The following is a 17,998-nucleotide window of genomic DNA, read 5'->3' on the forward strand; positions in this document are numbered from 1 at the left end:
CGCTACCTAATTTGGGAAGTTCTGTAATGAGCGAAGCAATCAAAAAGACAGTGAGCCCCGAAGGCATTATTCAGATGCAGGGCGTGAACAAGTGGTACGGCCAGTTCCACGTACTGAAAGACATCAACCTGAACGTCAAGCAGGGCGAGCGAATCGTCCTGTGCGGCCCGTCGGGTTCCGGCAAGTCGACGACCATTCGTTGCCTCAACCGTCTGGAAGAACACCAGCAGGGTCGCATCGTGGTCGATGGCGTGGAGTTGACCAATGACCTCAAGCAGATCGAATCGGTCCGCCGTGAAGTCGGCATGGTGTTCCAGCACTTCAACCTGTTCCCGCACCTGACCATCCTGCAGAACTGCACCCTGGCGCCGATGTGGGTGCGCAAGATGCCCAAGCGCCAGGCCGAAGAAATCGCCATGCATTACCTGGAGCGCGTCCGCATTCCGGAGCAGGCGCATAAATTCCCGGGGCAACTGTCCGGCGGTCAACAACAGCGTGTGGCGATTGCCCGTGCCTTGTGCATGAAACCGAAAATCATGTTGTTCGACGAACCGACTTCGGCACTCGACCCGGAAATGGTGAAAGAGGTTCTGGACACCATGATCGGCCTGGCCGAAGACGGCATGACCATGCTCTGCGTGACCCACGAAATGGGCTTTGCCCGCACCGTGGCCAACCGCGTGATCTTCATGGACAAGGGTGAAATCGTCGAGCAGGCTGCGCCGAACGACTTCTTCGATAATCCGCAGAATGAGCGGACGAAGCTGTTCCTGAGCCAGATTCTGCATTGATCCATTGCAGGCGTTGAAATAAACCCGGACTGAGTTCCGGGTTTATTTTTGTCTGATGAAATGCTCCACCTGCTGCTCGGTGGAGTCAGCTTGCTGGTGATAGCGGTGAATCAGTCGTCATCAGTGTTGAATGTGAAACCGTTATCGCCAGCAAGCCGGCTCCTACAGGTTTGCGGTGACTCCGTTGCCTTGTCCGGCGAAGCTGACTAACATGTCAGAAAATTCATCCTATGATTGGATGAAAGGGCGAATTTCATGTCAGACATTTCTCCACTAGTTAAGCGATCTTTGGTTGACCAGGCGCTGGACCAGCTCCGCCAGCGCATTAATGCAGGCATCTGGGTTGTCGGCCAACGCTTGCCCACCGAACCCGAGCTGTCCGCCGAGCTGGGCATCAGCCGCAATACCGTGCGTGAAGCCATGCGCGTATTGGCGTTTTCCGGGTTGATCGAAATCCGTCAGGGCGACGGCAGTTACTTGCGGGCGGTGATCGATCCGCTGGACACCATGAAAGCGTTATCACGCTGCTCCCACGAACAGGCTCGGGAAACCCGGCACATCCTTGAAGTCGAGGCCATTGGCCTTGCTGCCCTGCGCAGAACGGATGAGGACCTGGTGGCATTGCGTGAAGCATTGGGCGTCAGCGGCAGTCACTACCACGGCGATCTCGACAGCTACATCGCCTGCGATCTGGTGTTTCACCGCCGTCTGGTGGACGCCGCGCACAACCCGACCCTCAGCGAGTTGTATCGCTATTTCTCCAGCATCGTCGGCGCGCACTTGCGCCAGACCCTGAACATCACCCCCCGACGCCAAGAGGTGTTCGACCTGCATATCGAACTGCTTGATGCCGTCGAGCAACGCGACCCGGAACGGGCCAAAGCCCTGTCGAGGCAGTTGATCAATGAACCTTGAAACCGAGAATTCCATGTCGAGCAGTAACAACATCACTCAACCCAAGCGCACGGCAGAACTCGAAGAGTTGCTGATCGATGCCGAGGCAGATGACGAAGAGGTCCAGCAACGGCACCCGATCCTGGGTCGTCCGTGGCTGTTGCTGCTGGGTTTGATCCTTGTGGCGCTGAACCTGCGCCCGGCGCTGTCGAGCATGGCGCCGATGCTCAGCGAAGTTTCAAAGACCCTCGGCTTGTCGGCGGCCCAGGCTGGATTGCTGACAACATTGCCGGTGCTGTGCCTCGGTTTGTTTGCTCCGCTGGCGCCCCTGCTGGCGCGACGTTTTGGCGCCGAGCGCGTGGTGTTGGGGATTTTGCTGATGCTGGCCGGCGGGATCATCCTGCGCAGTTCGTTCGGTGAGGTCGGTCTGTTTGCCGGCAGTGTGCTGGCCGGTGCGAGCATCGGTGTGATCGGCGTTTTGTTGCCGGGTATCGTCAAGCGTGATTTCCCGAAACAGGCCGGGACCATGACCGGCGTCTACACGATGGCCTTGTGTCTGGGCGCAGCGATGGCGGCGGGTGCGACCGTGCCGTTGAGCGAGCATTTCGACAAGAGCTGGGCCCTGGGGCTCGGTTTCTGGGTGGTGCCGGCGCTGGTCGCGGCGATTTTCTGGTTGCCGCAAGTTGGCCAGAAACACGGCGCACATAACGTCGCGTATCGGGTGCGCGGCCTGTTGCGTGACCCGTTGGCCTGGCAAGTGACGTTGTACATGGGCCTGCAATCCTCCCTGGCGTACATCGTCTTTGGCTGGTTGCCGTCGATCCTGATCGGCCGCGGCCTGACCCCGACCCAGGCCGGCCTGGTGCTCTCGGGTTCGGTGATCGTGCAGTTGGCCAGTTCGCTGGCGGCGCCGTGGCTGGCGACGCGCGGCAAGGATCAGCGGCTGGCGATCGTCGTGGTCATGTTGCTGACCCTTGGAGGCTTGTTCGGCTGCCTCTACGCACCGATCGAAGGCTTATGGGGCTGGGCGATCCTGCTCGGCCTGGGGCAGGGCGGTGCGTTCAGCCTGGCGTTGACCCTGATCGTGCTGCGCTCGCGCGATGCCCATGTCGCGGCCAACCTGTCGAGCATGGCCCAAGGCTTCGGTTACACGCTGGCGTCGATGGGGCCATTCGCGGTCGGCATCGTGCATGACTGGACCGGTGGCTGGAGCGCCGTGGGCTGGATCTTCGGCGTGATCGGCCTCGCCGCCATCATCGCCGGCCTCGGCGCTGGACGTTCGTTGTACGTGCAGGTGGTCAGCGAAAAGGTCTGACTACAGGTAAACAACGTCCAGCGTCGCCGAACCGTCGAGTTGCACCTCGGCGCTCAGGTCCAGCTCGGAGGTGGGTGCGATGACCGTCTCGACCGTCACCCGGCTGGTCAGTGTGCGGATGGCAATCGGGCCGGCGTTGCTGCCCGCACTGTCGGTGAAGCCGAGATAGCTTTTGGCGCCAATCGGAATGGCCTGGCTGTTCGACGAACTCCAGGCTTTGCCGCCCGTGGTGGAGTCGGTTCGATAGACCCGCGTCAGGTCGTCCACCACGGTGCTGGCCGGATCGAAGTTGAGCGAATACAAGCCGATTTTATTGTGGCTGTGGTCGTGGTTCAGGCCGTAGTAAATCTCGCTGTTGACGATGGCCGAGCCGTCGCGGTTGTCGCGCATCCGCAGGGCAAAACGCGCGGGTGCATTGCACTGAATGCTGAGGTTGAGCGTCTGGTCGCGCAGCCGCGTGCGCTTGTCGACGTTGAGGTCCTGCCGGGAAATTTTTCCGTAGTCGACGACGCCGTTGTTGGACAGCATCGGTGTGCAGGCGAGTGGGGTGATAAGGCCTGTGACGGTCAGATCCGTCGACGAGGTGGCGAACGTGGGCGTCGACGTCAGGACGATGAACGCCATCGCCAGAGCGTGTGGAGTCTTTTTCATGGGAAAGTTTTCGCTTTGTGTCGTCAGCGGAATCAGTCCTTGCCCGAAGCATGACCTCGGGCAAGGTGCACGGCTTACAGGTACTTCATTTCAAAGGTTGCTGAACCGTCGAACGGGACATCGTCGGTTAAGGTGAGGCTGTCGGCGCGGGCAATCACGGTTTGAACCATCAATTCCATAGTGAGATCTTTTACGGAGATTGGAATGAGGGTGCCGACAGCGCTTGTCGATGTGAGGTTGTCCTTGAGGATCTGATAGATGCGCGTCCAACTCGCCCCGTTATCAATTGATCTGATCGAGTGCACAGGCTGTCCGTCCGCAAGAGCGCTTTGGATCAATGGCGTGAAGTAACCTATTTTTTCGTTATTGCGGGTCAAGCCCAGTCCGAAATAAGAGTTGGACGATGATGTTCCGGCTTTATTATCTATACCGTTTAGTGCGAATAGAGTTGACGCATCACACGCAACGGTCAATTGCATCGGTTGCCTGCCTACTGTTGTGTGCTGTGTTGGATGAAGGTCTTTTACCTGCACTTTGCCGACGTCGACCATTCCTCCGTCGGACAGCGAAGGTGTACACGCTTTCGGCGTAATGAGGCCTGTGACAGTCAGGTCAATGCTCGAAGCCGCCAATGCATCAGGCGCAACGCCAATCAGCGCAGTGGCGGAGAGTGCTGCAAAGTACTTTTTAATCATTGTTTACTCACTTCTACGGTTGTGTCCTGACTGCCCGGAAACGCTCAGTGCGCTCCGGATCCGGCAGGATCGGGTTGGGTGTTACAGGTAAATAATCTCGATCGTCCCCGCGCCATCGAGCTCGATGGCGCTGCTGAGGTCGAGGCTGTTGGTGGGGGCGATAACGGCATCGACGGTCACCATGGTGCTGAGGTTCTGGATCAGTACCGGGCCGGTACTGCTGCCGGCACTGTCGGTGAACGCCAGGTAACGGGTCTGGCTGATGGGGATCGGGTTGGCGCTGCCGGTGCTCCAGGCTGTGCCTGCGGTGGAGGAGTCGGTTCGATAGAGGCGGGCGAAGCCGTCGGCATTGGCGCCGGCAGGGTCCACATTCAGTGAGTACTGGCCAATCTTGTTGCCGCGGCTGTCCTTGCCCAGGCCGTAGTGATTCTCGTCGTCGAGCGTGGCTGAGCCTGAGCGGTTGTCATGCATGATCAAGGCTAAAGCAGTCGGCGCGTCGCAGCCGACCATCAGCGTCAACGATTTGGGCGGCAGGGGTGTGTCCTTGTCTGCGTTCAGGTCTTTCTTTGAAAGAGTGCCGAAGTCGACCACGCCGCCGTTGGACAGCACCGGCTCGCAGGCTGCCGGAGCGAAACGGGCGCGCAAGGTTGCCTCGCGGGTGCGTCCGGCGGCGATGGCGTCGAACACCCCGTAGGCTTCCCAAGTCACCGCGTCACGCACCTGCATCCCTTGCTCTTGAACCCAGGCGTTCAGCTCAAGTTGCGCCGAGAAACTGCGACCCTGTGCCGGCACGCCAGCCCGCATCGGAATGACCCCGTGTTCCGGTCGCCAGATCAGGTTCGAGGCCGTTTCTGCCGGCGGCTGACCGATCCCGGCAATCAGTCCGATCTCCACCGACTGGCCGTCAAGCACAGCATCTCGAATACGCACCTGATAGCTGCCGCGTTCGGCAAAGTGAAAGCGTTCGGTGGTCGCGGCCATGGCCCGGTAGAACAGGCTCATGTCGATCGGCTGCGAACAACTCAAGGTCAGGCTGAGAGGGCGTTCACCGAGGTTTCTTTCCAATGCCGAGTCGGGGCGGATCGCCCGGTTCATCAGCCCATAATCGAGCACCGGCTGGCTCAGGTTGAACTGGCAGTCGTCGGTGGACGCCGAGGCCAGTGGAGTCAAACTGCTCAGTGCCAGCGGCACGAAGGTCAGGAGGAAATAGCGGGACAGGTTCATGAAGTCATCCTCAGAGGGCTCGGCACTTGGCGGGGGCGGTCTCGTAATACGCGTGGGTGTCCGCGTCGGCGGGCAGTTCGAAGTGCAGTTCGCAGCGCTCCAGCCCCGGTGCGGTAATCCACAGCGCGCGGCGGTCGAGAACGTTGGGCAAAAACACAAGGCCGCCGTCCTGCACCAGAGTCACAAACTCGCCATCCGCGTTGTTCACGGCGGCACCGCGCGGCAGGGGCGCGCCGTTGGCGGTGGTGGTCTTGAGCAAGACTCGGCGGGTCATCGTGATACCGAATTCAACGGTGTCGACGGCACCGCGACCGGCCGAAATCACCGCCAGCCCGTTTTGAATGTCGGCGTTGCGCGGCAGGGTTTTGGTGTCGACTTCCACCGGGCTGTTGCCGTAAGCCGTCACTTGCGGGATCACCGCCTGACCTTGCCAGTCGGTCCACACCGGACCGCTGGGCGTCGACACTTTGATGGAGCCCATGTCGCCCACCGACAACAGCGCAAAGGTGTCGCTCACCGGGTAGGGCGACAGCGTCACGCCACCACCGTGGAACACGGCGCCGCCCCGGGCGCTGGCCTGATAGCTGGAGCGTTCGGCGTCGGCGCGGGTGTAGTTGAGATCAAGCTGGGTGTAGCGCGGCAGCAGCGAAACGCCGGCCGTGGACTGCACCTGTTTGTCGCGCGTGTCGTGTTCGGCGCCGACCCGGTAACCCAGTTGATCGTTGACCTGCTCACTCAAGCCGACGCCGCTGCGGTATTCGCCGGCGGAACTGCGCACCCAGGTGCGCGCCCGGCGGTTCTCGCCCAACGGAATGCTGAGGTTCAGGTAGACGCTGTCATCGTTGCGGCTCGCGCCACTGACCTGCCATTCGGCGGTCGCCGAGACCGACACACCACCGATGCTGGTGCCCCAGGAGGCGAGGGCGCGGCTGCTGCTTTGGCCATCAAACGAACTGGATCGGCTGAAGCCGCTGCTGAAGGCGCCGAGCCATGGATGCGACCACGACAGGGCCGCACTTTGCTGATCGCGATAACGTGATTGGCTGTTGTCGGAAGTGGTGTCGAACACCGCCTCTTCCAGTTCCCGGTAGCCCAGGGTTCGGTAGGAACTGCCGGCATTGAGTGCCCACTGCTCGCTCAACCGGAGCGAGATGCTCAGGTCCGCCTGAAGCCCCTGACTGACTTGACTGCCGCTGGCGTCCGCGCCGGTCAGCGTGGCTTGCACCTGGGTGGCGGGCGAGGGCAACAGACCGACGCCGGCGCCCGCCGCGCGATAGTCGGCGGCGCCGGTCAGGCCGGCGCTGAGCAACACTTGCGGGGTGAGCGCACCGCTCCAGCCGCCGCTGATGACCCAGGGATCGGCTCCCTGCGCATCCCCGACACTGCGCACCTGACCGGCGCCCAGCGAATAACCGGGCGCAGGCAAACTGACCCCCAACATTGCGGCGGGCACGGTAAAACGGCGCTCGCTGCCATCGTCTTCCTTGATCGTGACTTCCACGTCGGAGCGTTGGTTGAGCCGCCGCACGTTGGTGAGCACGAACGGGCCGGCAGGCACCACCGTGGAATGGATCAGCGAACCGTTCTGGCGGACCTCGATCTGTGCCTGACTGTTGGCGATCCCTTCAATGACCGCGCTTTGCCCTTCGACCTGCAGTGCTTGCTCATTGAGCACCTGTACGCCGGTGATCTGCGCACCGGCAAGCACCGGGTTGTAAAGGTTGATCTGACCTGCTTGCAGCACCGCTTCCTGGCTGGCGAAGGTGCGCTGGGCGTAGGCCGCAATGTGCGTGGTACGGGAAATGTCGTCCTGCCAGGTCTGGACCTGACGGCTGCGCACGATCCAGTCACCGGCATTGAAGCCGAGTTCGGTGTTGGCCGAGGCGTAGCGGCTCGAACTGTCCCCTGAACGGCTGTGCAAACCGGTGACGTCGTAGTTGAGCAAACCGGCAATACCACCGGTTTGATAGCCAGAAAAATCCCGGGTAACGGAGCGTATCGCATCGGTGGGCACGATCAACGACAGGGTAAGGCTCGCAGGGTCCGGTTCGATGACAGTCTGCGGCGCGACGCCAAGAAAATCGTGGCACTGGCCATCGTCCAGGGTAAGCGTGGGCACCTGCAAGTTCGCCGCATCGAGCAGCGCGCGATCGAAGCACAACGCCCCTTCGCGATCGAACGTGGCGTCGACCCGCCCCTGGCGCTGGCCGTTGACGGAAAGCGTGACCGGGTGCCGGCCGGCCGTGAACTGCGGTGCCTGCATCAGCAACGTCGCCAGCGCCGGATCGATGCCTCGCTGCTGCAGCGTGTCCCTGTCGAACGACGCCTCGCCGTGGGCATCGTGGATCATCAGCGCGTTGCTCAGCAGCAACGTCACCGTGGTTCGCCGCCGCCATGGATGAGAGCGAGCGCTGGCCCGAATAACGGGCACGGCTTCGCCATCACGGTAAATCGATACTGTGGTCATCGGGTTCACTTGGGTTATTGCGGCGTGCGGTTACAGGCACGCCTGTGGCAACGGCCAAGCGGCCGTCGCCTTGAAACATGGGTGCTCATCGTTCCTTGAGGACGCTGTCAGGGTGGTTCAGGACTGGATGGGCGCCTCGTAATGCGGCACCGCAAAACCGTAGACCGTCGCCGGTTGAAAACGCACCTGCGTGGCGGCGCCTTCGGGCACCTTGATGCTGATGTGTTCTCCGGGCAGCACATAGGTTTTTGGCAGTATCGCGTTGCCTGCCGCCGGCAGCAATTGCACTTCCTGGCCCAGACGGACTACGTAAGGCGTGTCGTTGCGCACGGTCAGTTGACCGTCCTTCAGCGACCATTGCAGATCGGTCCACGGCGTGCGGTTGGGCGCCAGTCCCTTGGGGTGCAGGATCACCGGCAAGTTTTGGCGCACCGTCACACCGACCCGTGCCTGACCCGCCTCGGCGGCCGCTTTGCCCTGGGGAATGCCTTCGAAGATCACCCGCTTCAAACGTTGAGTGAGCAGGGGTTTATCCGATTGCAGAATGAAGCGCACCAATTGGGTTTTGCCCGCTTCGACGCGTGCCAGCGGTGGCGTCACAAACACCAGCGATTCGCTGTCCTCGGCAATGTCTTCGAGGGTGACGTGCATCAACGCCAGGTTGGCATCGGTGTTGGTCACCGACACGGACGCTTCGCCGTCGGCCTCGTTGACGATGACCACAGAAGTGTTCGGCACCATGCCGTCGGCCTGAACTTGCGCGGTCAGCAGCAGGGCGAATGCGCCGATGCCGGAATGGAACAGATGACGGGTGACTTTGGTAAACATCGTCATGACGTGTCTCGTTGAATGTTCAAAAAAATTTGCAGCCGGGATAACCGACCTATCAATAGTTCAGCTGCACGGTGACATGCCCGTCGATGGGGATTTCGTCGGTCAGCGTCAGTTCGTTCGCGCGAACGATGGTGGTAAACGCCGTGAGCCGCGCGCGCAAATCCTTGATGGCTATTGGTGTACTCAGGTCGCTCAACGCCGCGAATGCGGTCTGGCCGGCGTGCCCCAGGTAGGAGGACACTCGCCAGGAGGCACCGTCGTTGAGGGTAATGATGGTTTTCACCGCCGCCCCATCGGCCACCGTATCGAACAGGCCGAATGCAACACTGCCCAGGTTCTGGTCGTCGTTGATGACGCCCAGCCCGTGACTGTTGGGGTGGAAGGCTGAAGAGCCTTCGCGGTTATCGATCGTGGTCAGGGTAAACGGCGTGGCGGCATCGCAATTCACCTCAAGATACAGCGTGCCGTTTTCCAGGGCCGTAGGTTGGTCTGGTTTCAGGTCTTTCACCGTGACTTTGCCGTGGTCGACGATGCCGCCGCCGGACAGGCTGGGTGTGCAGGCGCTCGGTGTGATCAGACCGGTGACGCTCAGTTCGGTGCTGCTGGCGGCGAAGGCTGCGGGCGCACCGATGAGCAGCAGGGGAATCAATAGAGCGAGGGAGCATCTTTCCATGATGGGTCGTCCTTTGAGTGAGCGGGCATCGCCGCGTGCCGGGCGTTGCGCATTGCTGACGGAGGGTTACAGGTACTTGATCTGCAGGGTTGCGGAGCCGTCGAGGGTGACTTCGTCGGTCAGGGTCAGGCTGTCGGCTGGGGCGATGCCGGTACGCACATAGAGATCAAGGCTCAACTCCTTCATCGCGATTGGCGCAATGACGGCACCCAGGGCGCCGACACTCCAGATGTTGTTGACCCCCCAGAATGCTGTAGACCCTTCCTTGAGCCAGGTCTCGCCGCCATCAGTGGAGAGAATGGCTTGAGCGTGGGAGGCATCCGCCATCACATTGCGCGGAATAACGCGAAAGTGGCCCAGCTTTTCGTTGGTGTTGATCAGCCCCAGGCCAAAGTAATTACCCGCAGTGCCTGTGCCTGCACGGTTATCAATCGGGGATATGGCAAACGGCGTAGCCGCATCGCAGTTCACTGTCATTTGCATGATTATTTCAGGCAAGTAAGTGGTTTTGTCGGGATGGAGGTCTTGTACGGAAAACTTGCCGTGGTCGGCGATGCCGCCCCCGGCCAGTACTGGCGTGCATGCGTTCGGCGTGATCAGCCCCTTAACGGTCAGGTCCGTGCTGGAGGCGGCAAAAACGGACGATGCGCCGGTGAGCAGAAACGCAGACGTCAGGAGGGATAAAGATTTGTTCATGTGTCGGCTCTTCCTTGATGAAAGATTGTTTGGAGTTCGCCCTGTGCAGGCAGGGCGCAATCTATCGGTCGGGGTAGCCGGGCGGAATGCAACTAATACGAAAAAGGAGGGCCGGGTGTATGAAAATTCATGGCGGGCTACAGATCTCATTTTTCGACGTGTTGTCTGTAGTCTTTTTGTGTGAGCTGCGTAGCTTTAAAACGTAGGGCGGTTCCTTTTGTTTTATCAGAGAAAGGACAGAGTCCCGGATACGTTGGGGGAAGTGATTATGCGGTCGAGATTGGACGTTGTGGTCGGAATAGGACGGCGTTATTTTTCGCGTATTCCAGTCACCAAACAGGATAAATCCGACAATGCGCGTAATTATTGCTGACGATCATCCTGTCGTCCGCATCGGGTTGCGGATGCTCATCGATTTAAGCCGCACGTGTGTGGTCGTGGGGGAGGCTGATGGTCCGGACAGCCTGTTGAGCCTTCTCTCAACCACGCCTTGCGATCTGTTGATCACGGACTTTTCCATGCCGGGCAACCAACAGGCCGATGGACTGAAGCTGCTGAGCACGGTTCGACGTCACTACGCTTCGACGCCGATTATTCTGGTCACGATGTTTGCCAACGTTGCGACGCTGAGAGTGGCATTCGCTCATGGCGTGATGGCGATCGTCGCCAAGGATGCTTCGGCGACGGAACTTCCCCTGGCGATCAAGTCGGTGCGCGAAGGCCGGCGCTTCATCAGCGAGTCCTTGCGCACGGCGCTGGCTCAGGCAGACACCGCCGCTCAGTCGTGTTCCCCTTCGCTGTCGGCCAAAGAACATGAAGTGGTGAGAATGCTCGCCAGCGGCATGACCGTCAGTGAAATCGCCAGCTACTTCAAACGCAGCGTTTCGACGATCAGCAAACAAAAAAGCATGGCCATGCAGAGGCTGGGCATTTCCACGGATGTGGATCTCTTTGCGTATGCCCGTGACAACGGCATGGTGCATTAGATCTTGGCGCACCTCGGGGTATTCCTGCCGCGAATGCCAATAGTGTTCCGTGCATTTGCAGACTATCGTGCAAGCAATTCTGTAAAAACTTCGGAGCCTGTCCATGAGTGATGCCAACCGCGCATTGATCACCCAGTTCTACCAAGCCTTCCAGCGGCTGGATGCCGAGGCCATGAGTGCCTGCTATACCGACGATGTGCTGTTCAGCGATCCGGCGTTCGGCGAACTGCGCGGCCGTGATGCCGGCGACATGTGGCGCATGCTCACGACTCGGGCGAAGGATTTTTCCCTGACCTTCGATAACGTTCGAGCCGAAGAACGCACGGGAGGCGCGCATTGGGTCGCAACTTACCTGTTCAGCCAGACCGGCAACACGGTGGTCAACGATATCCAGGCGCAGTTCGTGTTTCGAGACGGCAAGATTTGCGAGCACCATGACAGCTTCGATATGTGGGCCTGGTCGCGGCAGGCGCTGGGTTTCAAAGGGCTGCTGCTTGGCTGGTCGCCAGCAGTGAAAAGTGCCGTTCGCGCGCAAGCCTTGAAGGGGTTGAAGGCATTCCAGGCCAGTCGCTGATAAGATCGCGGCTTGTTTCCTTTCAAGCCTTGATCGTCACGTGAACACCCCGAGCGAATCTCCCGTCATTGCCGCCGAACCGGCACCGGTCAACAAGCCGTGGTTCGTCTACCTCGTTCGCGCGGCCAATGGTTCGCTGTACTGCGGGATCAGCGACGATCCCGTCCGCCGCTTCGCCACTCACCAGAACGGCAAAGGCGCGCGCTTCTTTCTCTCCAGTCCCGCCGTGGCCTTGGTCTATACCGAAGTCTGCCGCGACAAAAGCGAAGCACTGCGTCAGGAACGGCTGATCAAAAAACTCAGGAAAAGCGCCAAGGAATGCCTGGTAGCTACTTTTGCTGCGGGCTTATCAACCTGACTGATAAGTGCCCATCAGGCAGATCTGTAGGCTGCCCCCGGATTGCGCGCTAAGCTGCGAATTCCTTATCCGTGCGCCGGAGCCGAGCATGTCCGAGTTGATTCTGCATCATTACCCGACGTCCCTTTTCGCCGAAAAGGCCCGCCTGTTGCTGGGCTTCAAGGGGCTGTCCTGGCGCTCGGTGAAGATCTCGCCGGTGATGCCAAAGCCTGATTTGACGGCCCTGACGGGCGGTTATCGCAAGACCCCGGTGTTGCAGATTGGTGCTGATATTTATTGCGATACCGCGCTGATCGCCCGTCGTCTGGAGCAGGAAAAAGCCTTGCCGGCGTTCTTCCCGGAAGGTCAGGAAATGATCGCCGCGAGCTTCGCCGCCTGGGCGGATTCGGTGGTGTTCCAGCATGTGGTCAGCCTGGTGTTTCAGCCGGAATCGATAGCGGTGCGTTTCGGCAATTTTCCGCCGGAAGCGATCAAGGCATTCCTGGCTGATCGTGCCGGGTTGTTCACTGGCGGCAGTGCTGCGAAGTTGTCGGCCGAGCAAGCACGGCATCAATGGCCGACGATCATGGGGCGCCTTGAGCAGCAGCTTCAGCGCGAGCAGGGTGATTTTCTGTTTGGCGAGCCGTCGATTGCCGATTTTGCGTTGGCTCACTGCCTTTGGTTCCTCAAGGCGACGCCGGTGACGGCACCGTTGGTCGATGCTTATCCAGCGGTTTCTGCGTGGTTAGGGCGGGTGATGGGCTTCGGTCACGGCGCGTCCAGCGAGATGACCTCCGAGGAAGCGTTGGCGGTGGCGCGCAACGCCTCACCGGCCGCGCTGCCGGATGAGCAGTTTGATGAACCGAATGGTTTTGAGGCGGGTCAGCAGGTGCTGATCGCAGCGACCGATTACGGGGTTGACCCGGTGGCCGGGGAGTTGCTGTTTGCGGGCAGGGAAGAATTGATTCTGCGTCGAGAAGACGAGCGTGGCGGCGTGGTGCATGTGCACTTTCCGCGATTTGGATTTCGCATCGAAAAACACTGATCAACACACACCCTGTGGCGAGGGGGCTTGCCCCCGTTGGGTCGCGAAGCGGCCCCAGCATTTCAATCAGAAACAGCATCCACCGGATAACGACTGCTGCGCAGTCCAACGGGAGCAAGCTCCCTCGCCACAGGGATTGAGTAAGTCAGAAGGGTTACTTCAGGGCGGCAAGGATTGCATCCGGGTCATACCCGCGAATCAACGTCCCGTTTACATCGATAATCGGAATCCCGCCGCCACCCAGCGCCTCATAGGCCTTGCGCGCCTCGGCATCCTTTTCGATATCGAATTCTTTATACGGAATACCTTTCTGATCGAGAAAGCGCCGAGTCAGTTTGCAGTAACCACACCATTCAGTGGCGTAGAGCACGACACTGGCCTTGGCCTGAGTCTGCTCCGACACCCCTTGCGAAGGGTTGAACACCCGCTCGATCTTGCCCCAGTTCTGATAGACCACGACCACCAGCAGAATCAGCAGGCATTTCTTCAGTACGTTGCCGAGCATCAGTTGCGCCGCTTGAGCTGGTCAGTCAGCTGAGTGGGCAAGCCCTTGATAATCAGCGTGCCGGCCTCTTCGTCGTATTCGATCTTCGAGCCCAGCAGGTGCGCTTCAAAGCTGATGGACAGGCCTTCAGCGCGGCCGGTGAAGCGGCGGAACTGGTTCAACGTGCGCTTATCCGCTGGAATCTCCGGAGACAAGCCGTAATCCTTGTTGCGGATGTGATCGTAGAAAGCTTTCGGACGCTCTTCGTCGATCAGTTCCGAGAGTTCTTCCAGGCCCATCGGTTCGCCGAGCTTCGCCTGGCTACTGGCATAATCCACCAACGTTTTGGTTTTCTCGCGGGCGGACTCTTCCGGCAAATCTTCGCTTTCGACGAAATCACTGAAGGCCTTGAGCAAGGTGCGTGTTTCGCCCGGGCCGTCGACGCCTTCCTGGCAGCCGATGAAGTCGCGGAAATACTCCGAAACCTTTTTCCCGTTCTTGCCTTTGATGAACGAAATGTACTGCTTGGACTGTTTGTTGTTTTGCCATTCGGACACGTTGATCCGTGCCGCCAGGTGCAGCTGGCCCAAATCCAGGTGTCGGGACGGGGTCACGTCCAGCTGATCGGTCACTGCAACGCCTTCACTGTGGTGCAGCAGGGCGATCGCCAGGTAATCGGTCATGCCCTGCTGGTAATGGGCGAACAGCACGTGGCCGCCCACTGAGAGGTTCGACTCCTCCATCAGTTTTTGCAGGTGTTCCACCGCCACGCGGCTGAACGCCGTGAAATCCTTGCCGCCCTCGAGATATTCCTTCAGCCAGCCGCTGAACGGATGCGCCCCGGACTCGGCATGGAAGAAACCCCAGGCCTTGCCTTGTTTGGCGTTGTAACTCTCGTTGAGGTCGGCAAGCATGTTCTCGATGGCGCTCGACTCGGCCAGTTCAGAGTCGCGGGCGTGGAGAACTGCGGGCGTGCCGTCGGGTTTTTTGTCGATCAGGTGGACGATGCAATGACGGATCGGCATGGGCTTCTCGGCTGTTTGAAGCGGATGGTTGGAGAGAGCAGGGCAGGCTCCCGAAAAAGTGCCAAGTGTACCGCAACCACTGGTTTTGGCGCGGCTCGTAGGGCAATTCGCAGGCGTCCGGCGGTCCTTATGCAGTTTTTTGCCGTTTTAGAGCAATAAAGCTGACCAAATGGGTAGCTAGAGGCGGATATTTCCCCGTCTCTGTGCTAGTTTTGCCCCGTCTTACGCGAAGTCACTGCGTTAAGCGTGCATTCAGCATTTGTCAGGTCGAACCAAACCCTGATTTCGGTATCTATAACCCCGATCCCGTGGTTATTGGCCGAGGGTGCCAGATCCAGAAGATCGGGCTCGATGGCTGACACTGCACTCTGCAATCCATATGAATTTGATAGGGAAGGAACACTACATGGCTCTTACTAAAGACCAACTGATCGCCGACATCGCTGAAGCTATCGACGCGCCAAAAACCACCGCGCGTAACGCTCTGGACCAACTGGGCCAAATCGTTGCCGATCAGCTGGAAAACGGCGGCGAAATCACTCTGCCAGGTATCGGCAAACTGAAAGTGACCGAGCGTCCAGCCCGTACCGGCCGCAACCCTTCGACTGGCGCTGCCATCGAAATCGCTGCCAAGAAAGTTATCAAGCTGGTTGTGGCCAAAGGCCTGACCGACGCTGTTAACAAGTAAGACGCAGTAAAAAAAGCCGTGCTCCGGAGCAATCCGGGCACGGCTTTTTTGTGTCTGTGATTTACCCGCAAACACCCTACAACCAATGTGGGAGCGGGCTTGCTCGCGAAAGCGGTGTGTCAGTCACCATTGAAGTTAACTGATACACCGCTTTCGCGAGCAAGCCCGCTTGTGTCTTACGCAGGATTTAGACTGAGGATGAGAGCGGTGAGTGGCAAGCTGAATGCCCGGAGTGCTCGCAGCACGTGTGGGAGCCCATGCTGCCACTCACCTCTCCACTCTGGTTATTGAGCCCGAACAGTTGAACGAGCCGACCTCGAACATTACAAGCGTGGTGCCCAGCCAGAGCGCTCTCACCTATGAGTGTAAGAGGGTTTGGCCATGTTTTCCTGCGCAGGCATTGATGTTTCCAAAGACAGTCTGGAAGTCCGGATTAATCCCCAAGACGTTGGCGCGAGTTATCCCAATACCGCCAATGGTTTCCCGGCGCTGATTGATTGGTTAAAGCGCTACGAAGTCACTCGCGTATTGCTGGAAGCCACCGGCGGCTATGAGCGAAACGCCATGAAGGCGCTTCAAAGGGCCGACTTTGAGGTCTTTCGAATCAATCCTCGTCGGGCGAAGGATTTTGCCAGGGCGATGGGTTATCGCGCTAAAACCGATCCGATAGATGCGCGGCTTCTTGCCGAGTTTGCGGCAGTTATAAAGGACTCCGATAGCCGAATCACAAGCGCTGAGCAGGACAATTTGCGTGCGTTGGTACAGCAACGCGAAAACGTTGTTCAGCAGCAAAGTGACGATAGGCGGCGTATCAAAACGGCGTCTGCTGACTCGGTAAAACCCTTGTTGCAAAGCCATATCGACTATTTGGATCAGGCAATAAAGTCGATAGAAAAGTTGATCTGCCAAAGCGTCAAAGATCTGGATAGTGAAAAAGCTGCCCGCTTGTGCTCGGTCAAGGGAATAGGGCTTGTCACTGCAGCCAGCATAATGGCCTACCTGCCTGAGATCGGAGAGGTTGGACGGCACGAGATTGCAGCGCTGGCAGGTATCGCCCCATACAACGACGACAGCGGCAAACATCAAGGGCCTCGTCATATAAGCGGTGGCCGATTTGCTGTGCGGCGCGCGATGTACATGGCCTGCTGGACTGTGATTCGGCGACAGCCCGAGTTCAAAACCCGATATGACGCGCTTCGTCAGAAGGGTAAATGCGCGAAAGTAGCTCTGATCGCCTGCATGCGGGTGTTGTTGATACGGCTGAACGCCATGATCCGAGACAAAACCGATTGGAGAGAGCAGGCAGCCTAAACAGACTGCGTGCTCATCTGGAAAACCACATGGTTTGCGACTGTGGGAGTTCGGCTGCCCTCTGATCTATCTTCAAAATAAAAGACATCAAGACAGTTGCTCCCACATTTGATTTTCGCAGCTCAGGAATGGGCGGCTAACCTGCCTTTACTCAGCTCTTGCGAGCCCAACGTTCGCGCCACACCTGCTGCTCGGATTTGGTCTGGAAGGTCCAGGCAACAAAGCGGCTTTGCTTCTGGCCCTGGGACATTTCCACGACCTGGCTTTCCAGTACGCCGGCCTTTTTCAGCGCCGTCTGGATCGAAGGCAGGTTTGACGCCTTCGAAACCAGCGTGCTGAACCACAGCACTTTGTGCTGGAAATGCGCGCTTTCGGCGATCAACTGCGTCACAAACCGGGCTTCGCCGCCTTCGCACCACAGTTCGGCCGATTGACCGCCAAAGTTCAGCACCGGCAGCTTGCGTTTCGGGTCGGCGCGGCCCAAGGCGCGCCATTTACGCTCGCTGCCTTTGGTCGCCTCATCCATCGAGGCGTGGAATGGCGGGTTGCACATGGTCAGGTCAAAGCGTTCGCCGGGTTCGAGCAGGCCCAGCAGAATGTGCTTGGGATTGCTTTGCTGGCGCAACTGGATGGCTTTGTTCAGCCCATTGGACTGCACGATGGCTTTGGCAGCGGCCACGGCCGTCGGGTCGATTTCCGAGCCCAGGAAGTGCCAGCGGTAGTCGCTGTAGCCGATCAACGGATAGACGCAGTTGGCGCCCATGCCGATGTCGAGCACTTTGACCGGTGCGCCGCGCGGGATTTCGCCGTCGTTGACACTGGCCAGCAGGTCGGCCAGGAAGTGCACGTAGTCCGCGCGCCCCGGAACCGGCGGGCAGAGGTAATCGGCCGGGATGTCCCAATGGGCGATGCCATAGAACGACTTGAGCAGCGCCCGGTTGAACACGCGCACCGCATCCGGGCTGGCGAAGTCGATGCTTTCCTTGCCGTAAGGATTGATGATCACGAACTTCGCCAGTTCCGGCGTGGTTTTGATCAGCGCCGGGAAGTCGTAGCGACCTTGATGGCGATTACGCGGGTGCAGGCTGGCCTTTTCACGCGGCTCAACGGCTTTGGCCGGGGTCGCGGTGTCAGGCTTCTTGCGCGCAGGTCTTGGAGTGCGGGGGGCGTTCATTGGCGTGGTCGATTCGGGTATGGCTGAAAGTGGCGGGTATTGTCCCACATCCAGGCCTTGTGAACCCAATACCTGTGGGAGCGGGCTTGCTCGCGAATGCGGTGTTGTCAGGCAGTATTGAAGTTGACTGGACA

19 protein-coding genes are annotated in these 17,998 nt (G+C 59.4%); 9 read left to right on the top strand and 10 right to left on the bottom strand.

The features are described from left to right. Positions 1–26 precede the first annotated feature (26 nt). The 3 genes from ACA072_RS04945 to ACA072_RS04955 all read left to right on the top strand — a co-directional run bounded on the left by ACA072_RS04945 (position 27) and on the right by ACA072_RS04955 (position 3,000). Positions 27–791 (top strand): amino acid ABC transporter ATP-binding protein, encoded by a 765-nt coding sequence (locus ACA072_RS04945; protein ID WP_461953338.1) that lies wholly within the window; start codon positions 27–29, stop codon positions 789–791. 255 nt (positions 792–1,046) lie between these two features. After that, positions 1,047–1,706, top strand: a complete 660-nt coding sequence (locus ACA072_RS04950) for a FadR/GntR family transcriptional regulator (RefSeq protein WP_497623445.1) — start codon at positions 1,047–1,049, stop codon at positions 1,704–1,706. Continuing rightward, positions 1,696–3,000: a CynX/NimT family MFS transporter gene (locus tag ACA072_RS04955; protein WP_497623447.1), complete on the top strand. Its 1,305-nt coding sequence runs from the start codon at positions 1,696–1,698 to the stop codon at positions 2,998–3,000. Before ACA072_RS04950 ends, ACA072_RS04955 begins: the two co-directional genes overlap by 11 nt. Here ACA072_RS04955 and ACA072_RS04960 read toward each other — a convergent pair whose 3' ends face one another. The 7 genes from ACA072_RS04960 to ACA072_RS04990 all read right to left on the bottom strand — a co-directional run bounded on the left by ACA072_RS04960 (position 3,001) and on the right by ACA072_RS04990 (position 10,240). Then, positions 3,001–3,651: a DUF1120 domain-containing protein gene (locus tag ACA072_RS04960; RefSeq protein WP_497623448.1), complete on the bottom strand. Its 651-nt coding sequence runs from the start codon at positions 3,649–3,651 to the stop codon at positions 3,001–3,003. It lies immediately after the preceding gene. Between the two features lie 74 nt (positions 3,652–3,725). Further along, positions 3,726–4,346 carry a DUF1120 domain-containing protein gene (locus ACA072_RS04965; protein ID WP_497623449.1) on the bottom strand — a complete coding sequence of 207 codons (621 nt, stop codon included), beginning with the start codon at positions 4,344–4,346 and terminating at the stop codon, positions 3,726–3,728. A gap of 81 nt (positions 4,347–4,427) precedes the next feature. Next, a complete protein-coding gene (locus tag ACA072_RS04970) occupies positions 4,428–5,570 on the bottom strand; it encodes a DUF1120 domain-containing protein (protein WP_497623450.1) in 1,143 nt (380 codons plus the stop codon). A gap of 10 nt (positions 5,571–5,580) precedes the next feature. Continuing rightward, positions 5,581–8,037 carry a fimbria/pilus outer membrane usher protein gene (locus tag ACA072_RS04975; protein ID WP_497623451.1) on the bottom strand — a complete coding sequence of 819 codons (2,457 nt, stop codon included), beginning with the start codon at positions 8,035–8,037 and terminating at the stop codon, positions 5,581–5,583. Positions 8,038–8,154: 117 nt separating this feature from the next. After that, positions 8,155–8,871, bottom strand: a complete 717-nt coding sequence (locus ACA072_RS04980; RefSeq protein WP_497623452.1) for a fimbria/pilus chaperone family protein — start codon at positions 8,869–8,871, stop codon at positions 8,155–8,157. A 52-nt stretch (positions 8,872–8,923) separates the two neighbouring features. Beyond that, entirely contained in the window at positions 8,924–9,544 is a 621-nt protein-coding gene (locus ACA072_RS04985) for a DUF1120 domain-containing protein (RefSeq protein WP_497623453.1), read from the bottom strand. A gap of 66 nt (positions 9,545–9,610) precedes the next feature. Continuing rightward, entirely contained in the window at positions 9,611–10,240 is a 630-nt protein-coding gene (locus tag ACA072_RS04990) for a DUF1120 domain-containing protein (protein WP_497623454.1), read from the bottom strand. A gap of 353 nt (positions 10,241–10,593) precedes the next feature. On the opposite strand from ACA072_RS04990, the gene ACA072_RS04995 reads away from it, so the two are divergent. The 4 genes from ACA072_RS04995 to ACA072_RS05010 all read left to right on the top strand — a co-directional run bounded on the left by ACA072_RS04995 (position 10,594) and on the right by ACA072_RS05010 (position 13,182). Then, complete coding sequence (locus ACA072_RS04995; RefSeq protein WP_497623455.1) at positions 10,594–11,226, top strand: response regulator; 633 nt, start codon at positions 10,594–10,596, stop codon at positions 11,224–11,226. Between the two features lie 103 nt (positions 11,227–11,329). Continuing rightward, positions 11,330–11,800 carry a nuclear transport factor 2 family protein gene (locus ACA072_RS05000; protein WP_497623456.1) on the top strand — a complete coding sequence of 157 codons (471 nt, stop codon included), beginning with the start codon at positions 11,330–11,332 and terminating at the stop codon, positions 11,798–11,800. Between the two features lie 40 nt (positions 11,801–11,840). Further along, positions 11,841–12,158: a GIY-YIG nuclease family protein gene (locus tag ACA072_RS05005; RefSeq protein WP_497623457.1), complete on the top strand. Its 318-nt coding sequence runs from the start codon at positions 11,841–11,843 to the stop codon at positions 12,156–12,158. 88 nt (positions 12,159–12,246) lie between these two features. Continuing rightward, on the top strand, positions 12,247–13,182 hold the full coding sequence (locus ACA072_RS05010; protein WP_497623458.1) for a glutathione S-transferase family protein: 936 nt from the start codon (positions 12,247–12,249) through the stop codon (positions 13,180–13,182). A gap of 154 nt (positions 13,183–13,336) precedes the next feature. Here the strand turns inward: ACA072_RS05010 and ACA072_RS05015 are convergent, their stop codons facing one another. Both ACA072_RS05015 and yejK read right to left on the bottom strand, forming a co-directional pair. Next, entirely contained in the window at positions 13,337–13,687 is a 351-nt protein-coding gene (locus ACA072_RS05015; protein WP_497623459.1) for a glutaredoxin family protein, read from the bottom strand. Next, complete coding sequence (yejK, locus tag ACA072_RS05020; protein ID WP_010463075.1) at positions 13,687–14,691, bottom strand: nucleoid-associated protein YejK; 1,005 nt, start codon at positions 14,689–14,691, stop codon at positions 13,687–13,689. Before yejK ends, ACA072_RS05015 begins: the two co-directional genes overlap by 1 nt. Before the next feature lie 406 nt (positions 14,692–15,097). Between yejK and ACA072_RS05025 the strand changes: the two genes are divergently transcribed. Both ACA072_RS05025 and ACA072_RS05030 read left to right on the top strand, forming a co-directional pair. Beyond that, positions 15,098–15,379, top strand: a complete 282-nt coding sequence (locus ACA072_RS05025) for an HU family DNA-binding protein (RefSeq protein ID WP_007905514.1) — start codon at positions 15,098–15,100, stop codon at positions 15,377–15,379. 381 nt (positions 15,380–15,760) lie between these two features. Further along, the gene (locus ACA072_RS05030; RefSeq protein WP_497623460.1) at positions 15,761–16,690 is read left to right on the top strand and encodes an IS110 family transposase; all 930 of its coding nucleotides are present in this window, start codon (positions 15,761–15,763) and stop codon (positions 16,688–16,690) included. Positions 16,691–16,841: 151 nt separating this feature from the next. Here the strand turns inward: ACA072_RS05030 and rlmF are convergent, their stop codons facing one another. After that, on the bottom strand, positions 16,842–17,864 hold the full coding sequence (gene rlmF, locus ACA072_RS05035; protein WP_010463074.1) for a 23S rRNA (adenine(1618)-N(6))-methyltransferase RlmF: 1,023 nt from the start codon (positions 17,862–17,864) through the stop codon (positions 16,842–16,844). Positions 17,865–17,998 lie beyond the last annotated feature (134 nt).

Source organism: Pseudomonas sp. LBUM1656 (assembly GCF_059716065.1).